This window comes from Leifsonia sp. NPDC058230 (assembly GCF_042882245.1).
Classification (GTDB): Bacteria; Actinomycetota; Actinomycetes; order Actinomycetales; family Microbacteriaceae; genus Leifsonia.
Genome location: NZ_JBHVWM010000001.1, coordinates 1,077,109 through 1,101,778 on the forward strand (window position 1 = coordinate 1,077,109; position 24,670 = coordinate 1,101,778).

General features: G+C 68.4%; 20 protein-coding genes and 1 tRNA gene. 17 read left to right on the plus strand and 4 right to left on the minus strand.

Annotated elements, in window-relative coordinates:
• Positions 1-91: 91 nt before the first annotated feature.
• The 13 genes from ACFVV0_RS05415 to ACFVV0_RS05475 all read left to right on the plus strand — a co-directional run bounded on the left by ACFVV0_RS05415 (position 92) and on the right by ACFVV0_RS05475 (position 15,890).
• Positions 92-535: a DUF1801 domain-containing protein gene (locus ACFVV0_RS05415; protein WP_387059282.1), complete on the plus strand. Its 444-nt coding sequence runs from the start codon at positions 92-94 to the stop codon at positions 533-535.
• Positions 536-610: 75 nt separating this feature from the next.
• The gene (locus ACFVV0_RS05420; RefSeq protein ID WP_387059285.1) at positions 611-2,086 is read left to right on the plus strand and encodes a malate:quinone oxidoreductase; all 1,476 of its coding nucleotides are present in this window, start codon (positions 611-613) and stop codon (positions 2,084-2,086) included.
• A gap of 212 nt (positions 2,087-2,298) precedes the next feature.
• Positions 2,299-3,954, plus strand: coding sequence for an ABC-F family ATP-binding cassette domain-containing protein (locus ACFVV0_RS05425; RefSeq protein ID WP_387059288.1), 1,656 nt, complete (start codon positions 2,299-2,301; stop codon positions 3,952-3,954).
• Positions 3,955-4,176: 222 nt separating this feature from the next.
• Positions 4,177-5,328 carry an Rv2578c family radical SAM protein gene (locus tag ACFVV0_RS05430; RefSeq protein ID WP_387059291.1) on the plus strand — a complete coding sequence of 384 codons (1,152 nt, stop codon included), beginning with the start codon at positions 4,177-4,179 and terminating at the stop codon, positions 5,326-5,328.
• 152 nt (positions 5,329-5,480) lie between these two features.
• Positions 5,481-6,788, plus strand: a complete 1,308-nt coding sequence (locus tag ACFVV0_RS05435) for a sensor histidine kinase (protein WP_387059294.1) — start codon at positions 5,481-5,483, stop codon at positions 6,786-6,788.
• A complete protein-coding gene (locus ACFVV0_RS05440; protein ID WP_387059297.1) occupies positions 6,785-7,999 on the plus strand; it encodes a hypothetical protein in 1,215 nt (404 codons plus the stop codon). Before ACFVV0_RS05435 ends, ACFVV0_RS05440 begins: the two co-directional genes overlap by 4 nt.
• Positions 7,996-8,709, plus strand: a complete 714-nt coding sequence (locus ACFVV0_RS05445) for a DNA-binding response regulator (protein WP_387059300.1) — start codon at positions 7,996-7,998, stop codon at positions 8,707-8,709. The genes ACFVV0_RS05440 and ACFVV0_RS05445 overlap by 4 nt, the downstream gene beginning before the upstream one ends.
• A 30-nt stretch (positions 8,710-8,739) precedes the next feature.
• Positions 8,740-9,408, plus strand: a complete 669-nt coding sequence (locus ACFVV0_RS05450; RefSeq protein WP_387059303.1) for a thymidine kinase — start codon at positions 8,740-8,742, stop codon at positions 9,406-9,408.
• A 45-nt stretch (positions 9,409-9,453) separates the two neighbouring features.
• Positions 9,454-10,764: a UDP-glucose dehydrogenase family protein gene (locus ACFVV0_RS05455; protein WP_387059306.1), complete on the plus strand. Its 1,311-nt coding sequence runs from the start codon at positions 9,454-9,456 to the stop codon at positions 10,762-10,764.
• Positions 10,765-10,839: 75 nt separating this feature from the next.
• On the plus strand, positions 10,840-12,687 hold the full coding sequence (locus ACFVV0_RS05460; RefSeq protein ID WP_387059310.1) for a DUF4012 domain-containing protein: 1,848 nt from the start codon (positions 10,840-10,842) through the stop codon (positions 12,685-12,687).
• Positions 12,688-12,745: 58 nt separating this feature from the next.
• Positions 12,746-13,318, plus strand: a complete 573-nt coding sequence (locus ACFVV0_RS05465; protein WP_387059313.1) for a hypothetical protein — start codon at positions 12,746-12,748, stop codon at positions 13,316-13,318.
• 131 nt (positions 13,319-13,449) lie between these two features.
• Entirely contained in the window at positions 13,450-14,481 is a 1,032-nt protein-coding gene (locus tag ACFVV0_RS05470; protein ID WP_387059316.1) for an LLM class flavin-dependent oxidoreductase, read from the plus strand.
• A 116-nt stretch (positions 14,482-14,597) separates the two neighbouring features.
• The gene (locus ACFVV0_RS05475; RefSeq protein WP_387059319.1) at positions 14,598-15,890 is read left to right on the plus strand and encodes a low temperature requirement protein A; all 1,293 of its coding nucleotides are present in this window, start codon (positions 14,598-14,600) and stop codon (positions 15,888-15,890) included.
• Here the strand turns inward: ACFVV0_RS05475 and ACFVV0_RS05480 are convergent.
• From ACFVV0_RS05480 to ACFVV0_RS05490, 3 genes are all read right to left on the minus strand, one after another.
• Positions 15,869-15,945 (minus strand) — tRNA-Pro (locus ACFVV0_RS05480). The two genes, ACFVV0_RS05475 and ACFVV0_RS05480, sit on opposite strands and share 22 nt — an antisense overlap.
• Before the next feature lie 71 nt (positions 15,946-16,016).
• Positions 16,017-17,000, minus strand: coding sequence for a metallophosphoesterase (locus ACFVV0_RS05485; protein ID WP_387059322.1), 984 nt, complete (start codon positions 16,998-17,000; stop codon positions 16,017-16,019).
• Between the two features lies 1 nt (position 17,001).
• The gene (locus ACFVV0_RS05490) at positions 17,002-19,557 is read right to left on the minus strand and encodes a transglycosylase domain-containing protein (protein ID WP_387059325.1); all 2,556 of its coding nucleotides are present in this window, start codon (positions 19,555-19,557) and stop codon (positions 17,002-17,004) included.
• Positions 19,558-19,610: 53 nt separating this feature from the next.
• Between ACFVV0_RS05490 and ACFVV0_RS05495 the strand changes: the two genes are divergently transcribed.
• Together ACFVV0_RS05495 and ACFVV0_RS05500 are read left to right on the plus strand one after the other, a co-directional pair.
• Positions 19,611-19,778, plus strand: coding sequence for a hypothetical protein (locus ACFVV0_RS05495; protein WP_387059328.1), 168 nt, complete (start codon positions 19,611-19,613; stop codon positions 19,776-19,778).
• The gene (locus ACFVV0_RS05500) at positions 19,778-20,248 is read left to right on the plus strand and encodes a RidA family protein (RefSeq protein ID WP_387059331.1); all 471 of its coding nucleotides are present in this window, start codon (positions 19,778-19,780) and stop codon (positions 20,246-20,248) included. Before ACFVV0_RS05495 ends, ACFVV0_RS05500 begins: the two co-directional genes overlap by 1 nt.
• 92 nt (positions 20,249-20,340) lie before the next feature.
• Here the strand turns inward: ACFVV0_RS05500 and acs are convergent, their stop codons facing one another.
• Entirely contained in the window at positions 20,341-22,290 is a 1,950-nt protein-coding gene (acs, locus tag ACFVV0_RS05505; RefSeq protein WP_387059334.1) for an acetate--CoA ligase, read from the minus strand.
• Positions 22,291-22,679: 389 nt separating this feature from the next.
• Here acs and ACFVV0_RS05510 point away from each other — a divergent pair, with 389 nt between their 5' ends.
• Both ACFVV0_RS05510 and ACFVV0_RS05515 read left to right on the plus strand, forming a co-directional pair.
• On the plus strand, positions 22,680-23,693 hold the full coding sequence (locus ACFVV0_RS05510; RefSeq protein WP_387059337.1) for a TadA family conjugal transfer-associated ATPase: 1,014 nt from the start codon (positions 22,680-22,682) through the stop codon (positions 23,691-23,693).
• Entirely contained in the window at positions 23,671-24,582 is a 912-nt protein-coding gene (locus ACFVV0_RS05515; RefSeq protein ID WP_387059341.1) for a type II secretion system F family protein, read from the plus strand. Before ACFVV0_RS05510 ends, ACFVV0_RS05515 begins: the two co-directional genes overlap by 23 nt.
• Positions 24,583-24,670: the final 88 nt, after the last annotated feature.

Sequence of the window (24,670 nt, forward strand, 5' to 3'; positions counted from 1 at the left end):
CCCCCCCCCCCCCCGCCCCCCGCCCCCCCCCCCCCCCCCCCCCCCCCCCCCCCCCCGCGACTCGCGCGTTGCGGAGAGGTAGCCTGCTGGCATGACAGCCCCAGCGATGCCCCCTGAGGTCGCGGAGTACTTCGACGGCCTCGCTCCGGAGAGACGCGCCGTGCTCGAGCCGGTGTTCGACACCGTCGCGGCCGCCATGCCAGATGGCTACCGGCTCGGAGTGCAGTGGGGGATGCCCGGATGGGTCATCCCGCTCGACCGCTACCCGAACACATACAACAAGCAGCCGCTGGCCTACGTGAGTCTGGCGGCGAACAAGAACTACAACTCGCTGTACCTGATGGCGCTCTACAGCGATTCCGCCGACGACAAGGCGTTCCGCGAGTCCTGGGCGCGAGGCGGACGCAGGCTCGACATGGGCAAGAGCTGTCTGCGGTTCAAGACCCTCGACGACGTCGACCTCCCGCTGATCGCGTCGACGGTCGCGGCGTTCCCGGTCGAACGATTCGTGGCGATCTACGAGCGAGTCCGCTGAGACATCGGCCGCAGTCACCCGGATGCGCGCGCCGCTTCGGCCGGACGCCCAGCCGGCGCACCGTAGGATTGTCGGGTGAGTAATTCTCCCATCGACGTCGTCTTGATCGGCGGCGGCATCATGAGCGCCACGCTCGGAGCCCTCATCCAGCGCGTTCAGCCCGACTGGAGCATCCGCCTCTACGAGAGCCTCGGCGACGTGGCCCAGGAGAGCTCGAACCCGTGGAACAACGCCGGAACCGGTCACGCCGCCCTCTGCGAGCTCAACTACATGCCCGAGGCGCCCGACGGATCCGTCGACCCGGCCAAGGCGATCAGCATCAACGAGCAGTTCCAGCTCAGCCGTCAGTTCTGGGCCAGCCTGGTCGAAGCGGGCGACCTCCCCGAGCCGTCGACCTTCATCAACACCGCGCCCCACATGACCTTCGTGCACGGCCGCGACAACGTGCGCTACCTCCGCAAGCGCTATGAGGCGCTCAAAGACCAGCCGCTCTTCGAGGGCATGGAATACACCGAAGACCCGGCTGTGCTCGCCGAGTGGACTCCCCTGCTCACCAAGAAGCGCAATCCAAAGCAGCGCATCGCGGCCACGCGCGTTCCAGCGGGAACGGACGTGGACTTCGGGGCGCTTACCCGTGCGCTCGTCGACAACCTGCAGTCGCGCGGCGCCAGCATCGCGCTCAATCACAAGGTGCGCGGGATCAAGCGCACCAAGGACGGGCTCTGGCGCATCAAGGTCCTCCACCAGGTCGGCCACACTCCGCACGAGGTCACGGCGCGCTTCGTCTTCGTCGGCGCCGGCGGTGGCGCGCTGCACCTGCTGCAGAAGTCGGGCATCCCCGAGATCGACGGATTCGGCGGCTTCCCGATCTCGGGTCAGTTCCTGCGCACCAGCGACCCGAAGATCGTCGCTCAGCACCACGCCAAGGTCTACGGCAAGGCGGCCGTCGGTGCTCCGCCCATGTCGGTGCCGCACCTCGACACGCGCGTGGTCGACGGCGAAGCCTCCCTGCTGTTCGGCCCGTATGCGGGATTCAGCCCCAAGTTCCTGAAGACCGGAACGTGGTGGGACCTGCCCGGATCGATCCGGCCCAAGAACCTCATCCCCATGCTGGCGGTCGCGAAGGACAACTTCGACCTGATCAAGTACCTCGTCGGCGAGCTGCTCGCCAACCGGGCGAAGAAGGTCAAGGCACTGCAGGAGTTCATGCCCACTGCGAAGAGCGAGGACTGGGAGCTGATCACCGCCGGCCAGCGCGTGCAGGTGATGAAGAAGGATGCGAAGAAGGGCGGCGTGCTCCAGTTCGGCACCGAGGTCATCGCCTCGGAAGACGGCAGCATCGCCGGCCTGCTCGGCGCATCCCCGGGGGCCTCGACAGCCGTCCCGATCATGCTCGACGTCCTCGCACGCTGCTTCCCGGATCGCTACAAGAGCTGGGAGCCGACGCTCGCATCGCTCATCCCGACGATCGGCACCACCCTCAACGACCGGCCTGAGGAGGCCGAGCGTGTGATCACGTCGACGGCGGAAGCGCTGAAGATCGCTGTCTGACCCTGACAGTTCGCCAGGCCCCTGGACTTCTGTGCGCGACGGCTGCTATCGTCATCAGCGCTATGAAGTAGGAATCTCCTTTCGTCCCGCGTCCGAGGCTCAGTGCACTCGTTGACGCCGTCGACATAGCGGTTCGGGTGCTCCGGCGCTGACTGTCGATGGGCATGCCCGCGCGGGAACCGGCTCTTCGGAGCGCTCGAAAGGCGGTTCTCTTGACCCACGCATCCACAACCCCACTCACCGCATCCGTCGCCGCGTACCTCAAGGCCGACGGGATCTCGCAGAGCTACGGCGACCGCCGTGTGCTGACCGACGTCTCCCTCACCATCGCGCCGGGCGCACGCCTCGGCCTGATCGGCGAGAACGGGGTCGGGAAGTCGACGCTGCTGCGCATCCTCGCCGGTGCGGAGTCGCCCGACTCCGGGGTTCTCACGCGGCCGCTGCGCACGGGCATCCTCTGGCAGGAGGTGCGCGCCGACCCGTCGGACACCGTCGGTTCGGTGATCGAGTCCGCCCTCGCCGAGGTCCGGTCGATCGAGCGCGCCCTCGAACGCTCGGCCGCCGAACTCTCCGGGGACGACCCGAATGCGGCCGCCGCATACGCTGCTGCCCTCGACGCTGCCGAGCGTGCCGACGTCTGGAGCGTCGACGCTCGTCGCGACGAGCTTCTCGACGGTCTCGGGGTCGGGCACCTCGCGCTCGATCGCACGCTCGCCGAGATCTCCGGCGGTCAGCGCAGCCGGTTCGCCCTGGCAGCGCTGCTCCTCGAGAGGCCGGATGCGCTGCTCCTCGACGAGCCGACCAACCACCTCGACGACGCCGCAGCCGCCTTCCTCGAGAAGCAGCTCGTCGCCTGGCGGGGGCCGGTCGTATTCGCCAGTCACGATCGTGCCTTCCTCGACGCGGTCGCGACCGGGCTGCTCGACCTCGACCCTGCGCGCTCGGGAACGACCGTGTTCGGCGGTAACTACAGCGCCTACCTCGCAGCAAAGGAGGAGGAGCGCGCCCGCTGGGAGAAGCAGTTCGCCGACGAGCAGGACGAGTTGAAGGCGCTGAAGTTCGCGGTCGACGTGACCGCGCGCGGTATCGCCTGGTCGGGCAAGGTGCGTGACAACGACAAATTCGTCAAGTCGGTGAAAGGCAACGCGCTCGACCGGCAGATCAGCCGTCGCATCAAGAACGCCTCCGGGCGCCTGGACGAGCTGAAGGAGAATCAGGTGCGCAAGCCCCCGGCGATCCTCAGCTTCGCCGGCATCCCCAGCGGCTCACAAGCGCTCGGCGAGGAGACCGGGCTGCTGCTGCAGGCGACGGATGCGCGCATCGCGGACCGCCTGGACGTCTCGGCGTTCCGGGTGGAGCCCCAGTCGCGCATCCTGATCACCGGTCACAACGGTGCGGGCAAGTCGACCCTGTTGACGGCGCTCGCCGGTGGCCTGGCGCTCGACAGCGGTGCGATCACGCGCCGCAAGGGCCTGCGTGTCGGACTCCTGGAGCAGGATGTGCGCTTCGCCGATCCGACGATGAGCCCTCGCCGCATCTACGAGCAGGCGCTGGGCGGGCGGCGGGCCGAGAGCGTGCCCCTCACCGGGCTCGGCTTGATCGCCCCGAGAGACGTCGACCGTCCGGTCGGCCGCCTCTCGATCGGTCAGCAGCGGCGGTTGGCGCTGGCGCTCATCCTGGCGAAGCCGCCGCACGTGTTCCTGCTCGACGAGCCGACCAACCACCTCTCGCTGTCGCTGGCGACGGAGCTGGAGGACGCCCTCGGCGGGTATCCGGGCGCGGTCGTGGTGGCGAGCCATGACCGCTGGCTGCGGGCCAACTGGGCCGGCGAGCGCGTAGCGATGGCCGCCGGCCGCCTCGTCGCGTGACCCGCGGGGCGGAGCGGGCGCCCCGCCCCGCCCGCCCCCGCTCCCGCCCCGCTCCCGCCCCCGAGCCCGCACAAAGTAGCCCTCGAGTCCTCAGAAATTCGGGCGAAAACGCTCGAGTACGCAGAGTATTCGCGGACTCGCGGGCTGGATGTGGGCTGGGCGGACGGGCGGACGGGCGGGCGGCGGGTTGACGGACATTCGAACGTATGTTCGAATAGAGACATGAGATGGAGCGGGCAAGAACTCACGACCGAGGAACCGTCCACCCTGCCCGGGCTCGCGCGCCTCAACAATCTCGTGCGGTCGGTCCGCACCCCGGAGTTCGCGGGGATCACCTTCCACGAAGTGCTCGCCAAGTCGGCGCTGAACAAGATTCCGGGCGGCGGGGGAGCGATGCCGTTCGGCTGGACGATCAATCCCTACCGGGGATGCTCGCACGCGTGCGTCTACTGTTTCGCCCGTCCGACGCACGCCTATCTCGAGCTCGACGGCGGCAAGGACTTCGACAACGAGATCATCGTGAAGGTCAACGTGGCCGAAGTCCTGCGCAAGGAGTTGATGAAGCCGAGCTGGGGGCACCATCCGGTCGCGCTCGGCACCAACACCGACCCGTACCAGCGGGCGGAGGGGCGATACGCGCTGATGCCGGGGATCATCGACGCGCTCGCCGAGACGGGCACGCCGTTCAGCATCCTGACCAAGGGGACCCTGCTGCGGCGTGATCTCGGCAAGCTCTCGGATGCCGCCCGGCACGTTCCCGTCGACATCGCCATGTCGATCGCGGTCTACGACGACGAGTTGCAGCAGTCCGTGGAACCGGGAACCCCGTCGACCAAGGCGCGGCTGGCGACCGTCACAGCCGTGCGCGACCACGGGCTCGACTGCTCGGTGTTCCTCATGCCGATCCTGCCCTATCTCACCGACACCAGGGCGCACCTCGACGAAGCCCTGCGTCAGGCGCGAGAGGCGGGAGCGACGTCGGTGCTGTACACCGCGCTGCATCTCAAGCCCGGTGTGAAGGAGTGGTACTACCTCTGGCTCGAGCGCGAGCATCCACAGCTGTTGCCGGTGTACCGCCGAATGTACGGGCGAGGCGCGCACGCGCCGAAAGAATACCGTCAGTGGCTTGCGGCGAAGATCAAGCCGCTCATCCGAGCACACGGCCTCGAGCACGGCCGGGAAGATCCGCTGACCGGGGGAGTGCGATCGACGGCTCTCGGGATGCTGCGCGACGGCGAGGGGGAGCGTCGCATCGTCGGGGCGGGCGGCACCACGGCAGCACCGCGACAGGCGGGGCCGGCCTTCGCGGCGGAGGAGGTGCAGGGCGATGCGATCGGCGTGACGATGCTGGGCGTGCAGCCGACACTCTTCTGAGCGGGGTACACGTGCCCACAATTCGGGGTACACGCGTCGGCGGTTCAGTGCCATAATCGCGAGGGACGCCGCATCCGGCGAAAGGCGGGCGAGCGCCCGGCGGAATCGGGCAGGCGTGACCACGCCGACCACAACCGCCGACGGGAGTGCGCATGTCACTCGGTCTGCCGAGCCACCTGTCTCGCGCCGCGAACTCGCGTGCACTGGCGACGGCGGCCTGCTGGGCGGCGCTGGTCTGTCTCGGCTCGGCTCTCGTCAACGTTGCGGTGTCCGCTGTGGGAACCAGCAACCCGTACGCGTGGCTGATGGTGCTGGTGCTCGCGCCGATGATCGGGCTCCTCGTGCTGCTGACCCGCCGTCGCACCGTGACGCTCACCGTCGCCTACCTCGCGGTGGGAACCGTCTGCACCTACTTCTACGCGCTGACCATCCTCAACGAGAACAGCTCGTACCGTGATACGAATCTGTTCGTCGTGGCGTTGCCGATCGTGGCGATGACCCTGGTGGGCGGCACTGGAACGGGAGCGCTCGTCGGCATCCTCTGGGCGACCCTCGGGTTCGCACTCGCGGAGGCGGCCGTCTTCGTCGCCGCGACCACCGCGGGTCGCGGGTTCCGAACCGACGCCATCTCGCTCGGCGCCTACCTGCTGCTCGTCGGCGTGCTCACCTTCGACAGTCTCACCCGCACCGGGCGGAGTCGGCCGCAGTCGGCGATCCACCGGGCCGTGCGGGATTCACGCCTCATCGAGCTGCGTCGCGACCTGATCGCCGACGCGACGGCTGAACTCCACGACACTGTGCTGAGCGAACTCCTGGCTGTGGCCAACGCCGACCCCGGCCCGCTGCCGTCCAAACTCCGAGACCGGCTCGAAGCCGATCTTCGCACCTTGGGCCGCGATCCCGGTGACCCCGGCGATCCCCGCGACCCGGTCAGCACCTCCTCCGCCGCGCCCACTCGCCCGCCCGCCGTCCCCATGATCCTGCATCTCCCCGTTCCGGCCGAGTTCGCTCTCTCGTCCGCACCGCTGGCGAGCCTGTCCAGCGATGACTGGTTCGACAGCGAGCTCCACAACGCGATCGAACTCGCCCGCGACGAGGGGCTGTCCGTCGACATCTCGGGTGACCGCGATGCGCTCTCCCTGCTGAGCCCCGAGCGGCGCCGGGCGATCGGGCTGGCCGCCCGGCAGTGTCTGGTCAACGTACTGCGCCATTCCGGAAGCCCGACGGCTGAAGTCGCGGTCTCCTCGTCGCGGGATGCCGTCTCGGTCATGGTCGTCGACAGCGGACGTGGCTTCGTGCCCTCATCGACCTCGCCCGACCGGCTCGGGTTGCGTCAGTCCGTCCACGATCGCATCGAGCGGGTGGGCGGCACCGTCACGGTCTACTCCAGCCCGGATGTGGGAACCACGGTGATGATGGTCGTCCCCACCGGCGACGACGATGAGGTGGCTCCATCGTGACCGTTCTGGGTGAGGCGGCGATCGTCCGCCGGCGATCGGTGCCGTTGGAACGCACTCCGCAGCGGCTGGACCCGCTCGGTGTGCAATCCGCGTGGGCGCTCGTGCCGATCCTCGGCGTCGTCGCCGTCGCGTATGCGGTCTACTCGACGGTCACCCATGGGGGCCAGCTGCACGACCCGGTGCTCGCGTGGATCGCCGTCGGAGTGCTCGCGCTGGCGGGAGCGGTGTTCGCGGTCCGCACCCACCCCGCTCGGGCGCCGTTCGGGTTCTGGTCGCACGTGTCCATCATCGGCGCCTGCGTTGTCGCGGCATCCCTATTCTCGACGGCGATGTGGGGGAGCAACCAGCGCATCCAGGACGATTGGGGGCAGGTCGTCGTCGCCATGCTCGTCACCGCGATGGCCCTCTACCGCCCGATCCCCGAGGTCATCGCTGTGGCCGGGCTCGCCGCACTGATCCTCGGAGCGACAGCGGCATTGCAGGCCCCCTTCCTGGCGATCTCCACCAACCCGCTCGTGTACTTCACGGTGGCAGCCACCCCGATCATGGCGCTCGCCCTCGCGGGGTGCGGCTACGCCTGGACGATGACGGGGGAGACCCTCGCCTGGCGCGAGGTCGCCCGCGCCGCGCAGGCCAGGCTCGAACCCGAGTTGCGCGAGACAGCTCGGCGCATGGTGAACCAGGAGCGGATCACCACCCTCAATCAAGCGACCGTCCCGTTTCTGGCCGATCTCCTCCGCCGCGGCGAGGTGACCGAACAGGATGCGCGGCGCGCCCGCGAGCTCGCCGCCGGTCTGCGGGGCGCATCCGTCGCCGCGGTCGACCGCACCTGGCTCGGCGAGACGCTCGCGCAGGTCCTCGCCGCCCGTGGGGAGGAGGCGTCGGCGTTGCAGACGACGGCACGCGTCACCGATCCGGGCCGGCTCGAGCGCATCCTCCGAGACGAGCAGCGCGCCGTCGTGGGCGCCATCCTCAGCACGCTCGCGAAGCTTCCGGGGCTCGATCCCAGCTCGGTGAGGATCGAGGCCCGCGACCCCGAGCATCCGTCGTTCGAACTGACCTGCCGCGCCTCCGGCGGTCGCCGACAGCTTCGCCGGGAGCTGCTCCCGTTCCTCAGCGCGCTGCGCTCGGTGGGGATGAACGCCTCGATGCGCGTCTCCGATGACAAGCTGACCGTCCGTTTCTCGTACCCTGGAGGGGAGAACCGATGAGTACCAGCACCACATCCCCCGCATCCCCGACCGCCCCGCCGCCCGCGCCGATCCGCTTGGCGTTGCTCGACGACCACGAACTCCTCCTCGACAGCTTGGCGAGCTGGATCGAGAAGCACGCCCCCGAGTTCGATCTTGTCGTCCGTGCAAGCACGTGGCTCGAACTCGTTCACAGCGAGGCCTTTCCCACCGACCTGGTCATCATGGACCTTCAACTTCGCGAGTCCGTGTCGATCGGTGCCCGCGTGCGCACCTGCCGCGCGGCGGGCGCGAAAGTGATCGTGCTGAGCGCCGTCGACACCCAGGAGGACAGGGATGCGGCGCTCGCCGCCGGCGCCGTCGCCTACCTCACCAAGACGCAGCCGATGGTCGAGGTCCTGGATGCAGCGCTCGCCGCGGTGGGCCGTGGCGGCGACTCCGAGGCAGCCGCCGGTCGGACCGCAGGCGCGCCGGTGGCCGAGGCATGGCGGCCGCGCCCGAGCATCCCCGAGTCCGCCAAGCCGCACCTCAGCGACGGCGAACGCCAGGCTCTGACCCTCTACGCCGACGGGCGCACGACGTCCGAGGTGGCTCGCGAGATGAATGTGCAGTACGAGACGGCGAAGACCTACCTTCGTCGCGTCCGCGAGAAGTACGGCAAGGTCGGCCGGCCGACGAGTTCGAGGTCCGACCTGATCCGGCGGGCCGCCGAAGACGGCTACCTGACCTGACGTTCAGGGTGCACCCCGTAGGATCGATGCGTGGCAAAACTGTATTTCCGCTACGGCGCGATGAACAGCGGCAAGAGCACCGCGATGCTCCAGGCTGCCTACAACTACGAGGAGCGCGGTCACCGCGTGCTGCTGGCCAAGCCCGCGATCGACACCAAGGGCGACATGGGCATCCTGTCGCGGCTCGGTGTCACGCGCGAGGTCGACTTCCTCATCGGTCCGGAGACGGATGCGTTCGGCAAGTTCCAGCAGCATCGGGAGCGCACGATCAAGCGTTTCGACGTCGATGTGAGCTGTCTGCTGGTCGATGAGGCGCAGTTCCTCACCGAAGCGCAGGTCGACGATCTGCTGCGCATCGCCATCCTGGAGAACATCCCGGTGCTGGCATACGGCATCCGCACCGATTTCCAGACCGTCGCCTTTCCCGGCAGCCGCCGGTTGCTCGAGGTCGCCCACAGTCTCGAAGAGCTGAAGACGATCTGCCGTTGCGGTCGCAAGGCGATCTTCAACGCGCGCAAGATCGACGGCATCTTCGTCTTCGATGGCGATCAGGTGGCGATCGACGGCGCCTCGGTGAGCTACGAGTCGCTGTGCGGCGCCTGCTACCTCCAGGAGAGCCAGGGTGTGCTGAACAACGGGCGGCGTCGCTGGCCGTTGGAAGCCGCGTACGTGGCCGAGCCCGACGCCGACTTCACCTGATCTGATCCATCCGCTGCCCGTGCGGCGCGAGTCCGGAGTGAAACCATGAGAATTTCTGTGATCGGATGCGGCTATCTCGGTGCCGTTCACGCAGCGGCGATGGCCGAGCTCGGCCACGATGTGGTCGGAGTCGACGTGGACGAGGCGAAGATCGCCCTGCTCGCCGCCGGCAAGCCGCCGTTCTTCGAGCCCGGGCTCCCCGAGATCCTTGCATCGTCCGTGGCGAGCGGCCGTCTGCGGTTCACGACGGACATCTCCGCGGCCGCTCAGGCCGACGTGCACTTCGTCGCGGTGGGAACGCCCCAGAGCGCAGACAGCTACGCGGCCGATCTCCGCTTCGTCGATGCCGCGTTCCGCTCGCTGGCCGAGCACATCAAGCCGGGCGATCTCGTCGTCGGTAAGAGCACCGTTCCGGTCGGCACGGCCGCGCGTCTGGCCGAGGAGCTCGCGGTCGCCGCTCCCGGGGTGACTCTTGTCTGGAACCCCGAGTTCCTCCGCGAAGGCTTCGCTGTGCAAGACACCGTCGCGCCCGACCGGCTCGTGTACGGAGTCCCGGAGGGCGAGGCGGGCGAACGTGCGGCGCGCATCCTCGATCACATCTATGCGAGCGCGTTGGCAGCGGGCACCCCGGTCATCGTCTCCGACTATGCGACGTCAGAACTGGTGAAGGTGGCGGCCAACGCCTTCCTGGCCACGAAGATCTCGTTCATCAACGCGATGGCAGAGATCGCCGAGGTGACCGGCGCCGACGTGACCAAGCTGGCGGATGCGATCGGGCACGACAAGCGCATCGGCCGGCGATTCCTCAACGCGGGCGTCGGCTTCGGCGGCGGATGCCTGCCCAAGGACATCCGCGCGTTCACCGCACGTGCGCGGGAGCTGGGCAAGGGCGAATCCATCGCCTTCCTCGACGAGATCGACAAGATCAACCTCCGCCGCCGCTCGCGCGTCGTCGAGCTGGTCACGCAGGAGCTGGGCGGCGAGCTGGCGGGCAAGCGGGTGGCGATGCTGGGCCTGGCATTCAAACCGCACTCCGACGACGTGCGCGATTCGCCGGCGCTCGAGGTCGCATTGCGCCTGGTCGAGGCCGGAGCGGATGTGGTCGCGACCGATCCGCAGGCCATCGAGAGCGCCCGGTTGCGTGCGCCCATGCTGACCTACAAGCGCTCGGTCGAGCAGACCCTGCGTGGCGCCGATGTGGTGGTGCTCCTCACCGAGTGGCCGGAGTTCGTCGGACTCGACCCCGAGCAGGTCGGCGAGCTCGTCGCCGAGAAGCGGATCATCGACGGTCGCAACAGTCTCGACCAGGCTCGCTGGCGATCGGCCGGCTGGCGCTACACCGGACTGGGTCGCTGACCCGGCGCGCCCTCCCCCCGGTTCGGGGGTACGCCAGGCGCTGCCGAAAAAGTGAGGAATTGTTAGATTAGTCGGGTGACGGCTCCCGAACCCTCCGATGCAGTGCCGGCGCGACCTCCCGAGGAGACGCGCCGTCGCACGCGGACGCGCCGTTTCGTCGAGATCGGCATCGCCGTCGTCGTGCTCGCAATCGTCGTCATGACCGGCTGGGTGGGCCTACGGGCGGTGATGGCGAAGGATGCGCTCAAGGACGCCGTGCCGCAGGCGCAGGCCGTGCAGTCGTCCCTCGCGTCCGGCGACATCGCGGCGGCGTCCGCGGCCGCGGCCGAGCTCCGCGCCCACACTTCCGAAGCCGCATCCCTCTCGGGTGATCCGGTCTGGCGCGCGGCCGAGTTCATCCCGTGGGTTGGGCCCAATCTGACCGCGGTCCGCGTTTCCGCGTCGGCGGCGGACACGGTCGCAGCGAAGGTCATCTCGCCCCTCGTCGCGGTGGCGGAGCAGGTCGACCCGGCGCGCCTCAAGCCCGTCAACGGATCGGTCGACCTGGCCCCGCTCATCCGGGCGCAACCCGTCGTCGCCCGGGCGCAGGCCGCCTTTCGCGATGCCTCCTCATCCGTGGCGGGCATCGACGACGGAGCGACGATTGAGCGCGTGCGTTCCGAGGTCGAACGGCTCAGGGATCTGCTCTCGGAGGCCGGACCCACCGTCGACGCTCTCGCGAACACCGCGAAACTCCTGCCCCGGATGCTCGGCGCGGACGGCCCCCGCACCTACCTGCTGCTCGTGCAGAACCCTGCGGAGCTGCGGGCCACCGGAGGACTGCCGGGCGTGCTCGCCCTGGTGACGGCGGACCACGGCGACATCTCGTTCGCAGGACAGGTGTCCGGCACGAGCATCTATCCCTTCACCGACCCCGTCTCGGCGATTCCGGCCGCGACCCAGGGGCTCTACGGTCCGCTGCTGGCCCGGTTCATCCAAGACGTCAACCTCACCCCGGACTTCCCGCTCGCCGCATCGACGGCTTCGACGATGTGGAAGGCGAAGTACGGCGGCACAATCGACGGCGTGTTCACGGTCGATCCGGTCGCGCTGTCGTATCTCCTGACGGCGATCGGGCCCGTCGCGCTGCCCACCGGCGACACTCTCACGGCCGACAATGCGGTGCCACTCCTCCTCAGCGAGTCGTACTCCCGGTGGCCCGACTCGGAGCGGCAGGATGCGTTCTTCGCCGCCGCCGCCGAAGCCGTCTTCTCGCAGGTGGCCGTCGGCAAGGCGGATGGCACGGCGCTCATCCGCTCGCTCGTGCAGGCGGGGGAGGAGCGACGGACGCTCGTGTGGAGCGCGCATCCTGACGAGCAGAGAGTTCTCGCCACCACGACCCTCGCGGGTACGCTGCCGACGTCGACGCCGTCGGTGGCCGGTCTCGGGGTCTACTTCAACGATGCGACCGGCGCGAAGATGGACTACTACCTCAAGACCGAGGTCGAGGCGGTGACAGCGGTCTGTCGTGCCGACGGCACGCCGAGCAGCCGGGTTGCGATCACGCTGACGAACGCGGCGCCCGCGAATGCGGCGACGACGCTGCCCGACTATGTGACCGGCGCCGGCTGGTTCGGCGTGGCGCCGGGGTCGATCCGCACCAGGGTCGCCGTCTATGGGGCGGAGGGCGGGCTGCTCGCCGCGACGACGAGCGGCGGCGCCGAATACCCCACCATCGCCGGCACGGATGCGGGACGCCCGGTGAGTGTCTTCACCGTCGACCTCGCTCCCGGGGAGGCGAAGACCGTCACCGTCGACCTGCTCAACATGAAGCAGAAGGCGCCCGGCATGACCGTCGCCGTCACCCCGACGCTCTCGCGTTCGTCCCCCGTAGTGGGGGGATCGTCCCTGATTGCCCCCGGCTGCAACACCGGCGTAAACTGAGGTTTAATCATATTCAGCTCCCGGGCGATCCGCGCACGGGCCGACGGAAGGCTTCCGAGTGGCCAAGAAGATCCTCGCAGCGCTGATCGTCGGCGCAGCCGTCGCGCTCGCAACGCCAGCCGCGGCGAACGCCGTGCCGTACACCGAGGGCGGCTCGTGCAGTATCAGCCCGACGACCGTCCGCGCCGGGGGCACGACGACGCTCACGTGCACATCCGGCACCTTCCTCCCCTCCGAGCTGGTGGACTACACGGTCTCCGGTGAGAACGGCGCCAACGCAAGCCTGGCCTCCTACCGCACCGCCACCAGCAGCGCGCATGCCTCGAAGATCTCCGCCGCCGACGGTGGCGCTGAGCTTCTCGTGACCGTGCCGAAGGACGCGAGCGGCGCGTACACGGTCACCGGCACGGGGGCGACGAGCCGTGCGGCCGCCGCAGCGACGGTCACGGTCCTCCCGGCGGACGCACCCGCCGGCGCCACGACCTCGACGACCGCGACGGGAAGCACCATCGCCAAAACCGGATCCGTCGTCGCGGGCTACGTCGTGTGGATCGGTGGCGCTCTCGTTTTCGCCGGTCTCATCGTCCTCCTCCTCGTAGCCGCCGCGCGCCGTCGCCGCGCGACCCCCTGAACTGAGCTCAGCGCCCTGCGCTGGGCTCGCCAACGTCGAGGCGACCCTCCCGAACCCCTGGAGGGTCGCCTCGTCGCGTCGCGCACCGCGCGAAAAGCCTGCCCGATCGGCGGAATCATCCGACTTTCCCCGTGGTTGAGGTCAAGGTGAGTACCGAGCCCCGCATCCCCCTCAACGTCCTCGACCTGGCTAACCGCCCGCACGACGGCACAAACGCCGATGCCGTCGCCGGCACCATCAGACTCGCGCAGGCTGCGGAGGAGCTCGGCTACCAGCGTTTCTGGGTCGCCGAACACCACGGGATGCCCGCCATCGCCTCCAGCGCACCCGCCGTCCTCATCGGTGGCATCGCGGCCGCGACGTCGCGCATCCGGGTCGGCAGCGGCGGTGTGATGCTTCCCAACCACGCGCCACTGGTCGTCGCAGAGCAGTTCGGAACCCTTCGCGCCCTCTACGGCGACCGTATCGACCTCGGAATCGGCCGTGCCCCCGGCACCGACGGCGCGACCGCGATGGCCCTCCGCCGCAGCGCCGAAGGACTCGGCGTCGAAGACTTCCCGCAGCAACTGCTCGACCTGTTCGGCTTCTTCTACGGGGGGATGAGCGATGCCAACCCCCTGCACACCATCACCGCCGTCCCCGGTCTCGGGGATGCGCCGCAGATCTGGCTGCTCGGATCGAGTGGATACAGTGCACAGGTCGCCGCAGCCCTCGGGCTGCCGTTCGCCTTCGCCCACCACTTCGCCGGCGAGAACACGGAGGCCGCGCTCGACCTGTACCGCTCTCGATTCGAGCCGAGCGACATCCTGACCGAGCCGCACTCGATGATCGCGGTGAACGTGATCTCCGACGACGACCCCGAGCGGGTGCGGGCGCTCTCCCTGCCGGGCCAGCTGTCGTTCCTCCGGATGCGTCAGGGCGCGAAGCCGCAGCCCGTCAGCATCGAGGAGGCTCTGGCGTACGACTTCTCCCCGCTCGAGGAGGAGTTCATCGCATCCCGCAACGCCCGCCAGGCGGTGGGGACGCCGGACGAGGTCAAGACCCGTCTGGAGTCGTTGCTCGCCTCCACCCGCGTGGACGAGCTGATGGTGTCGTCCGGTGCGGCGACGGTCGAGGGGCGCATCCGCTCGCTCGAGGTGGTGCGCGAAGCGCTCGCAGTCTAGCCGGAGGCCTACTAGCCGGAGGCCTATAGGCAGACGGCAGCCGGGATGACAGGATGAGCGCCATGACGGCTTTCGCGTCCCAACTGAGACTGGAGTTGCGACACCGCCTGCGTCCCATGCCCGGTCGGGACCCGCAGGAGCGGGGCAGAACGACGACGCCCCTCGAGCTGCTCTACGACCTGACCTACGTCGTCGCCTTCGCCGCCGCATCCGACCAGCTGGCCGAGCAGCTGGGTCGCGGGGACATCTGGCCGGCGCTCGGCGCGTTCGCGTTCGCGGTGTGGGCCGTCAGCTGGGCGTGGCTGAACTTCACCTGGTTCGCCTCGGCGTACGGGAACGACGACGTGCTCTTCCGCCTGGCGACGATCGTCCAGATGATCGGCGTCATCGTGCTGATCTACGGGCTGCCCGTGAGTTTCGAGTCTGCAGCTCACGGCGAGAGCCCGAACAACCTCCTGCTGGTGATCGGCTACATCGTCATGCGGGTTCCCCTCATCGCTCTCTGGCTGAGGGCGGCCGTGGAGGACCCACCTCATCGCCGCAACGCGATCTCGTACGTGGTGATCATCTCGGTGGTGCAGGTGGGATGGTTCGTCACAGCGATAGCAGGACTTCCCGTGGTCGTGACCGTCGTCTCCCTCGTCGTGCTGGCGATGGCTGAGATGATCGGGCCGGTCGTCGCTGCGGAACGGTACGGCTACGCGCCGTGGAACGCCGGCCACATCGCCGAGAGGTTCGCTTTGCTGACGCTGATCACGATCGGGGAGGTCATCGCGGGAACCACAGCCGCGGTCGGCGTCCTGACCCAGGTGCAGGGATGGTCGGTGGAGGCGGTGCTCATCGCCGCGTCAGGCCTCGTGATAGCGGCATCGGTCTGGTGGTCGTACTTCCTCGTCCCGTCGAGACTGGTGCTCGAGAAGCGGCCGGAGCGCACATTCGGCTGGCGCTACGCCCATCTGCCGTTGTTCGGCTCGATCGCTGCCATCGGTGCGGGACTGCACCTGGCGACCATCGCGCTGGAGCACGGCGGCGTCTCGTTGCTCGGCATCGCCCTCGCGCTCGCTGTGCCGCTCGCGACGACCGTTGCGCTCATCTTCCTCATCTGGAGCGTCCTGATGCGCTCCTTCGACCTGACGCACCTCCCGCTCCTCCTCGCCACGCTCGCACCGCTTGCAGCGGCCCTCGCGGTCGGCGCTGGCACCCAACCGCACCAGGCTCTCGATCTGGAAGCGCCGGGCGCCCTGACCGCACTCAGTGCCGTGATCGGGCTCGTCGCCCTCGGGGCCGTGGTCGAGGTGGTCGGGCACGAGACGGTCGGCTTCGGCCACACCCTCCGTGCCTGGCGACAGACAAGGGCCGGAGCGTTGAAACGCTCCGGCCCTCTGCATGGTCGGGGTGACAGGATTTGAACCTGCGACCTCTTCGTCCCGAACGAAGCGCGCTACCAAGCTGCGCCACACCCCGAGTGGCCCGAAGGCCTCACTAAGAATACACGAGGCGGGAGGGGCTCGGTGACCAACGGCCGCCGAACATCCTCACGCGGAGGCGGTCAGAGTGACCAGAGTGGCCTCGGGGCGACAGGCGAAACGCACCGGCGCGTAGATCGAGGTGCCGAGGCCGGCGGAGACGTTGAGGAAGGCCGAGCGGAAGGCGTGGCGCCAGATGCTGAGCCCCTTCACCTGCGCGCGCGGGATGTCGCAGTTCGTGACGAGGGCGCCGAAGCCGGGCACGCAGACCTGTCCGCCATGCGTGTGACCGGCGAAGATCATCGCGGCACCGTAGGTGACGAACGCGTCGAGCACGCGGCGGTACGGGGAGTGGGTGACGCCGATCGTGACCGTTCGGCGTTCGGCCCGCGGCACATCCTCGGGCCAGGTCGCGTCGTCGCTGTACGGATCGTTCTCCCGCAGCTCGTCGAGAGCCCCGGGGATGGCCTCGACGCGATCGAACCCGATGTGCGGGTCGTTCACCCCGAAGAACTCCAGGTGCGTGCCCTTGACATCGACAGCGCCGGCGGCGTTGTTCAGGTCGAGCCAGCCGAGCTCTCCGAGGTATGCGGTGAGCGCCGCGTTGTCGAGGCGGGGAGCGGTGGATGAGCCCTTCCTCGACGGCCCGATGAAGTACTTGAAGGGGTTCTTGGCCTGCGGTCCGAAATAGTCGTTCGAGCCGTGGGCGAACACGCCGGGGATGCCGCGGAACCGCTCGAACGCACGCTCGATGCCCTCCAGGCCCCGCTCGTGACCGAGGTTGTCTCCGGTGTCGACGATGAGGTCGGGTTTCAGGTCGGCGAGAGATCGAACCCAGTCCTGCTTGTCGCGCTGCCAGGGTGCCATGTGCAGGTCGGACAGGTGCAGCACGGTGATCGGCTCGGAGCCGGCCGGGAGTACCGGAACCCTGACACGGCGCAGCGTGAAGAGCCTGCGCTCGACGAGCGAGCCCCAGGCGAACGCGGCCGCGCCTGCGACGGCGAGCACCGCCAGAGCGGTACTCGCCGCGCCGGAACGAGGGCCGCGTGACACGCTAACCGCCAGCCGGTGGCGGTGAGGCCTTGACCGTCAGCACGACCTCGGAGCCCGGTTTCACCGCAGTCCCGGCCGCAGGGTTCGTCGACTCGACGATGCTGTCGCCGTTCGCACCGTTTCCGCCGTTCCCGACGGAGACTGAGAACTGCGAGAGCGCCTTCTGGGCGTCGGACACCTTCTGCCCGACCACGTTGGGCAGCGCGACGAGCGCGCCGTTGCTGGTGTAGACCGTGACCACCGTGCCCTTGCCGACATTGGCTCCGGCCGCCGGGTTCGAGGAGGACACCGTTCCGGCCGCCTGGACGCCGTCCTGAGGGCCGCCGTCAGCGTACGTGAGGCCGAGTCCCTCGAGGATGTTCTGCGCGTCGGCCGGTGCCTTGCCGGTCAGGTCGGGGATGGCGACCTGAACGCCCTGGGTGAGCTTCTGCGTGGGGCTGGCGAACTTGTCTCCGCCGTACTTGCCGACGGCGGCACTCATCATGGCCCGCATCACCGCCACACGCGCGCTCGCCGGCGTCGTGCCGTGGGACGGCCGGACCTTGCGCATGTCGGCGTGACCTTCCCAGTTGCCGACCCAGTAGGCTCCGGCGACCTTCGTGGTCGCAGCGACGAGCCAGAGCTGATCGCTGCCGTTGGTCGTTCCGGTCTTGGCCAGCATGTCCTTGCCGGTCGTGTTGATGCCGCTGGCGGTTCCGCCGCCACGGGTGACACCCTGCAGGGCGTACGCCATCGCATTGGCCACGGCCGGTTCGACGGACTGCGTGCACTTCGACGCCGGGGGCGTGAGCTCCTTGCCCTGTGAGTCGATGATCTTGTCGATCGCGATCGGGGTGCAGGTCATGCCGTTGTTGGCGATGCCGGCGAAGGCCGTCGCCATGGTCAGCGGCGCGATGTTGTTGGTTCCGAGCACGCTGGCGGGGTTGGAGTTCAGCTCACCGCCGGCGGCCGGATGCACGTCGAACGCCATCGCGCTGTTCTTGATCTCGCAGAGGTCGAGCTGGAACGCCATGGCGACGAACGCCGTGTTGATCGACGCGGCCGTCGCGTTCATGGCCGTGCGCTGCCCCTCCTCGCCGGGGGAGTCGTTCGTCGGCTTGTAGATTCCCGTGTACGGTCCGCCGCACGAGTCCTTGAACTGGGACTGGTTGTAGGTGCGGACGTTGGCGTTGACCGACTCGTTGAGCGAGTGACCCTCTTTCAGCCATTCGGCGAGGGTGAAGGCCTTGTACGTCGATCCGACCTGGAAGCCCGAGGATCCGCCGTAGTTCTTGTCCGTGCTGAAGTTGACCGAGGAGTACTTGTCGCCGCCGGTCGCGATCACGTCGGGATCCTGCGTGTAGAGCTTGTTCTGCGCCATGTACAGCACGCGGCCCGTTCCGGGCTGCACTCCGACGAGGGCGCCGCCCAGCTTCGCCGCGCTGTACTCCATCGGCACGTAGCTGTCGAGCGTGGACTGCGCCGTGCCCTGCAGATCGAGGTCGAGAGTCGAGAAGATCTTGTAGCCACCGCGGTTGAATGCGGCGATGCGCGTGTCTTCGTCTTTGCCGAAGTTCGGGTCGTTGAGGAAGACCTTCTGCACGTAGTCGCAGAAGTATGCGGCGCTGCCCGCGGTCTGGCAGCCGCGCACCGACGGCGTGATCACCGGCGTGACGGGCGTCTTGACCGCCTCGTCGTACTGCGCCTTGGTCAGCTTCTTGTATGCGTACATCTTGCCGAGGATGTAGTCGCGGCGATCCTTGTTGGCCTGGTAGCCGTTGGCCGCGCCGTTCGTCTTGCTGTTCGGGCTGTCGAGCTTGAGGCTCGTCGGCTCGTTCACGATGGCCAGGAGGCTTGCCGCCTGGGCGGGGGTGAGTGCCGCTGCCGTGACGTTGTAGTAGTAGCGGGCTGCCGCTTCGATGCCGTAGACCGTGCCGCCGAACCCGGCGATGTTCAGGTAGCCCTCGAGGATCTTGTCTTTCGAGTACTTCTTCTCCAGGCCGATGGCGTACTTCATCTCCTTGACCTTGCGGTCGGGGGAGACACCGGTCGACTCGTCGACGCAGGTTGCCTTCTTCTTCTTGTCGTCGGCGGTCTTTACAGGCATCGCCTCGCACTTCTGCAGCAGCACGTTCTTCACGTACTGCTGAGTGATCGAGGATCCACCCTGGACGTCGTGCCCGACAACGGTCGAGAGCACACCGCGGATGGTGCCCTGGATGTCGACGCCGCCGTGGCTGTAGAAGCGAGGGTCCTCGCCGGCGATCGCCGCATCCTTCGCCGCCTGGGAGATCGCATCGAATCCGACGGGGAGGCGGTTCTGGGAGTAGAAGGTGGCGAGCGGGACGTCCGCATCGCCCTGCTTGGCGTAGATGGTGGTCGGCTGGGCGAGGTTGTCGACGGAGAGATACTCCGGCAGACCCTCGAAGACGCCGATGCTGTCGTTGGCAGCCATGCCCGTCACCGCGATGGCGGGGGTGACAGCGGCTGTGACCAGGAGGCCCGCGACGGCGCTCATTCCGACGAATGCGCCGAGTGCGCCGAGCACAACTCTAGCCTGGGGTTTTTTGGCAGACATATGATCAAGCGTAGGTGACAAACCTGATAAACCCCCCGAACGCAAGGAGCACAATGCCGCGCTGGGAATACCTCACGACCCCGCTCATCATCCACAACACCGCCGCGATCCTCAACAATTGGGGCTCGGAAGGGTGGGAACTCGTCCAGGTCGTCGCCGGCCCCGAGGGCGGTCTGGTGGCCTACCTGAAGCGTCCGGTCGCCGACGAGCCCGACGCCTGATGGGCGCCGTCGAGTCCCGCCTGGCCGAGCTGGGCATCCAGATCCCGGAGGTCGTTCCGCCCGTGGCGGCATACGTTCCCGCCGTGATCGACGGCGATCACGTCTACACCGCCGGGCAGCTTCCGATGGTCTCCGGTGCCCTCCCGGCCACCGGGAAAGTGGGCGACGGGCACGGACTGGTGCCGCCCGCCGACGCCAAGGAGTACGCACGCATCAGCGCGCTCAACGCCCTCGCCGCGGCGAAGAGCGTTCTGGGCTCCCTCGACCGCGTCACGCGAATCGTCAAGGTCGTCGGATTCGTCGCCTCCGACCCGTCGTTCACCGGGCAGCCCGGTGTGATCAACGGCGCGAGCGAAGTGCTCGGCGAGATCTTCGGCGATGCCGGCGTGCACGCGCGGTCGGCAGTGGGCGTCTCCGTGCTTCCGCTGGATGCGCCGGTCGAGGTGGAGCTCATCCTCGCCTTCGTCTAGCGGGCGAACACGCGGAAGGGCGGCGGATCCGCGTGGATCCGCCGCCCTTCCGCGTTCAGTGCGCCTGTCCCGCGCTGCGATGCGTCGCCCGGTTAGGACAGCTTGTTCTGGATGGAGCTCATCACGGCCGTGTCGGCCAGCGTGGTCGTGTCGCCGACCTCGCGACCCTCGGCCACGTCCTTCAGCAGGCGGCGCATGATCTTGCCGGACCGTGTCTTCGGCAGCTCGCTGACGATGAAGATCTCTCGCGGTCGGGCGATGGCGCCGATCTGCTCGGTGACGTGCCGTCGGAGCTCGGCCGCCACATCCATCGACTCCGCGGCCTCGAGCTGACTCTGCTTGATGATGACGAACGCCACAACGGCCTGGCCGGTGGTCTCATCGGCGGCGCCGACGACCGCTGCCTCGGCGGTGAGCGGATGCGCGACGAGCGCCGACTCGATCTCGGCCGTCGACAGGCGGTGACCCGACACGTTCATGACATCGTCGACCCGGCCCATCAGCCAGATGTCGCTGTCCTTGTCGTATCGTGCGCCGTCGCCGGCGAAGTACTTGTCGCCGAACTTCTCCCAGTACGTCTCCTTGAATCGTTCCGGGTCGCCCCAGATTCCTCGCAGCATCGACGGCCACGGCTCGGTCGCGACGAGGAGGCCACCCTGGTCCTTGTCGACCGGAACCCCGGTCTCGTCGAGGATGTCGATCGAGATCCCCGGCAGCGGAACCTGCGCGGATCCGGGCTTGAGCGTCGTGATCCCCGGCAGGGCCGAGATCATGATCGCGCCGGTCTCGGTCTGCCACCAGGTGTCCACGATCGGGGTGTCACCGCCGCCGATGACCTCGCGGTACCACATCCACGCCTCGGGGTTGATGGGCTCGCCCACCGAGCCGAGCACGCGCAGGCTCGACAGGTCGAAGCCCTGCGGGATCTGGCGGCCGAGCTTCATGAACGAACGGATCGCCGTGGGCGCCGTGTAGAAGATCGACACCTTGTACTTCTCGATGATCTCCCACCAGCGACCCGGATGCGGGGTGTCAGGCGTTCCCTCGTAGAGCACCTGGGTCGCACCGTTGGCCAGCGGGCCGTAGACCACATAGCTGTGCCCCGTGATCCAGCCGACGTCGGCGCTGCACCAGTAGACGTCCGTCTCGGGGTGCAGGTCGAACACGTTCTTGTGCGTGAACGCTGCCTGCGTGAGGTAGCCGCCCGACGTGTGGAGGATGCCCTTCGGCTTGCCGGTGGTGCCGCTGGTGTAGAGGATGAACAGGGGCTGCTCCGCCTCGAACGCTTTGGCGACGTGGTCGGCATCCACCTGGGCGATCTCGTCGTGCCACCACAGGTCGCGGCCTTCGGTCCACTCGACGTCGTTCTCGCCTCGCTTGACGACGAGCACGTGCTCGACCGTGGACTCCCCATTCGCCAGCGCGGCGTCGACCGCGTTCTTGAGCGGGAACACCTTGCCCTTGCGCCAGCCGCCGTCGGCGGTGATCACGAGCTTCGCCTCGGCATCGTCGATCCGCGACCGCAGGCTCTCGGCGCTGAACCCGCCGAAGACGACCGAGTGCACCGCGCCGATGCGAGCGACGGCGAGCATGGCGATCACGGCCTCGGGGATCATCGGCAGGTAGATCGCGACGCGGTCACCCGCCTGGACGCCGAGGCTCGTGAGCAGATTCGCGGCCTTCTTCACCTCGGCCGTGAGCTCGGCGTACGTGATCGAGCGGCTGTCGCCCGGCTCGCCCTCCCAGTGGATGGCGACGCGGTCGCCGTTGCCGGCGAGTACGTGGCGGTCGAGGCAGTTGTATGCGACATTCAGTTCGCCATCGTCGAACCACCGGGCGAACGGCGGATTCGTCCAGTCGAGAGTGCGGGTGAACGGCTTGTGCCAGTGCAGCAGCTCGCGAGCCTGGTCGGCCCAGAACTCGAGTCTGTCCTCTGCGGCACGCTCGTAGAGAGCTGATGTGGCGACCGCGTTCGTAGCGAACGTGTCGCTCGGCGGAAACCGCCGGATTTCGTGGAGCAGGTTGTCGATTGTGTTGCTCATGGGGAGTCTGTTCGCTCCTTTGCGATGCTGGGATTCGAGTCGTGGCGCGACAATGCCTGACTCTACAACGTGGCGGTGACGTGGCGGTGACGGGGCTCAGCGAGACTTGCGTTTGCATCGATTCCGCGTAAACTAATCCACGGCCGAATATTAATTCTGGCGTGCGGCGCAAACGATTCCCCCCAATCATGCGCCGTAGTGGCCGCACCTGTTCCCCCCAATAGGTGCGGCCCCCCTCTTTTTAACCGCCGCTACATGTCCGGTTGGTTCCGACGCTTTCCGCGTCGATCACGAAGCTCACCTTCCTCCACAGGCAAGGCGCGCCGGGAGTTGTCCACCGGTCTGGATGCTGCTCATCAACGGGCTGTTTCCCCTCCTAGCGTCGGAGGATGCACAGCCAGGATCGACGCACTCCCGCCACCGTCCCGACAGCCGCGGCCGATCCGCCGACGCCCTGGCATACGTTCGGGCCGCTCGCGCCCTACCTCATGCGCGGCGGCATCACTGACCTCTTCATCAACGGCGAGGGTGAACTCTGGGTCGACGGAGGCCCACGCGGTCTCCAACGGCTCGACGGATGGGTCGCCGACGAACGCGCGACGAGGGAGCTCGCCGTGCGGCTCATCGCCCGCGGAGGTCGTCACATCGACGAAGCGACCCCGTTCATGGATGTGCGGCTCGAGGGCAGTGTGCGGGTGCACGCCGTGCTGCCGCCGGTCTCGACCCGCGGCACGCTGCTGTCGATCCGCATCCCGAGCCCGCACCGTCCGCGGTTGCCGGATCTGCTCGCGGCCGGCTCGATCTCACCGTCCCAGAACGCTGTCCTCCTGAGCGCCATCGCCCTGCGCACGAACCTGCTCATCACCGGCGCGGGAGGGGCAGGCAAGACGACCATGCTCGCTGCCCTGCTCTCGCACGCCCCTCCGGATGAGCGACTCGTCCTCATCGAGGACGTCGCCGAACTGCGGGTCGACCATCCGCACGTCGTCGGGCTCCAAACGCGGCAGCCCAACCTGGAGGGTGCCGGCGGAGTCGACTTGCGCCGCCTCGTTCGCGAGGCGTTGAGGATGCGCCCCGATCGGCTCGTTCTCGGAGAGTGCCGCGGTGCTGAGGTGCAAGACCTCCTCTCCGCCCTGAACACGGGGCACGACGGCGGCGCGGGGACTCTGCACGCGAACTCCCTTCCCGATGTTCCCGCGCGGTTGGAGGCGCTCGGCGCGCTGGCCGGTCTCGGCGAGCATGCGCTCGCGCGACAGGCCGTCAGCGCGATCGGGCTCGTCGTCCACGTCGAACGAGTCCACGGAATGCGCAGAGTCGCAGGATTCGCGCGACTCAACGTTCGGGACGACGGACGCCTGGGGGTGATCGAGCATGCCCCGGGTGAGGCCCGGCCTGGAGAGTGACGAAGCGGCGGGGGTCGTCGAACGGTTGGCGATGCTCCTCGACGCGGGGATCGCTCCGGAGTCGGCGTGGGCCTACGTCGCAGAGTTCTCCCCGCATCCGGTGGCCGCAGCCGTCTCCAGCGCCGTCGGTCACGGTGCGCGGCCGGCCGAAGCGTTCGGCTCGACCGGCGTGCTGCGAGGAGTCGGCAGTGAGGCGTGGCGGGCACTGGCCGCGGCCTGGGCTGTGGCGGACGCATCCGGTGCGCCGCTCGCGCCGAGTCTGCGTCAGCTGGCGACCGCCTTGCGGGATCGAGCCGAGACGGAACGTGACATCGACGTGGGTCTGACCGGTCCGCGATCGACAGCTCGGCTCGTCGGCTGGCTGCCGGTGGCGGGAGTGCTGCTCGGGATGCTGATGGGCGTCGACATCGCCGGAACGCTGCTGGGCGGCGTGGTGGGCTTGGGGATGCTCGTCGTCGGCGTCGCCTTGCTCCTCGGCGGTCGGCTCTGGACTCGCGCACTTACCCGGCGCGCGTCGCCGACCTCGGCCGTGGCCGGCATCGACCTCGACCTGATCGCGGTGGCGCTCACAGGGGGAGTGTCCGTTGAACGCGCCAAGGCGGTGGTGCGGGAGGCATCGGCCGCCTTCGGAATGACCGTGCCGCAGGCGTCCGGGCTCGAGCGCATCCTCGGGCTGGCTGAGCGGGCAGGTGCGCCGGCGGTCGATCTCTTGCGGAGCGAAGCCGTGCAGGCCCGACGGGATGCGCGTGCCGACGGCAAACGCGCGGCCGCAGCTCTCGCGGTGCGGCTCATGCTGCCACTGGGGGTGTGCGTGCTGCCCAGTTTCATGCTGCTGGGGGTCGCTCCGGTCATCCTGAGCATCGTCTCCTCCACAATCGGCAGCTTTTGACCGTTCTCCACCGGTTTTCGCGGGCCGGGGCAACGACGGATGTGTCCCGTGACGATAGAAGGACGCCGATGGAGTATCGGCGGTCGGT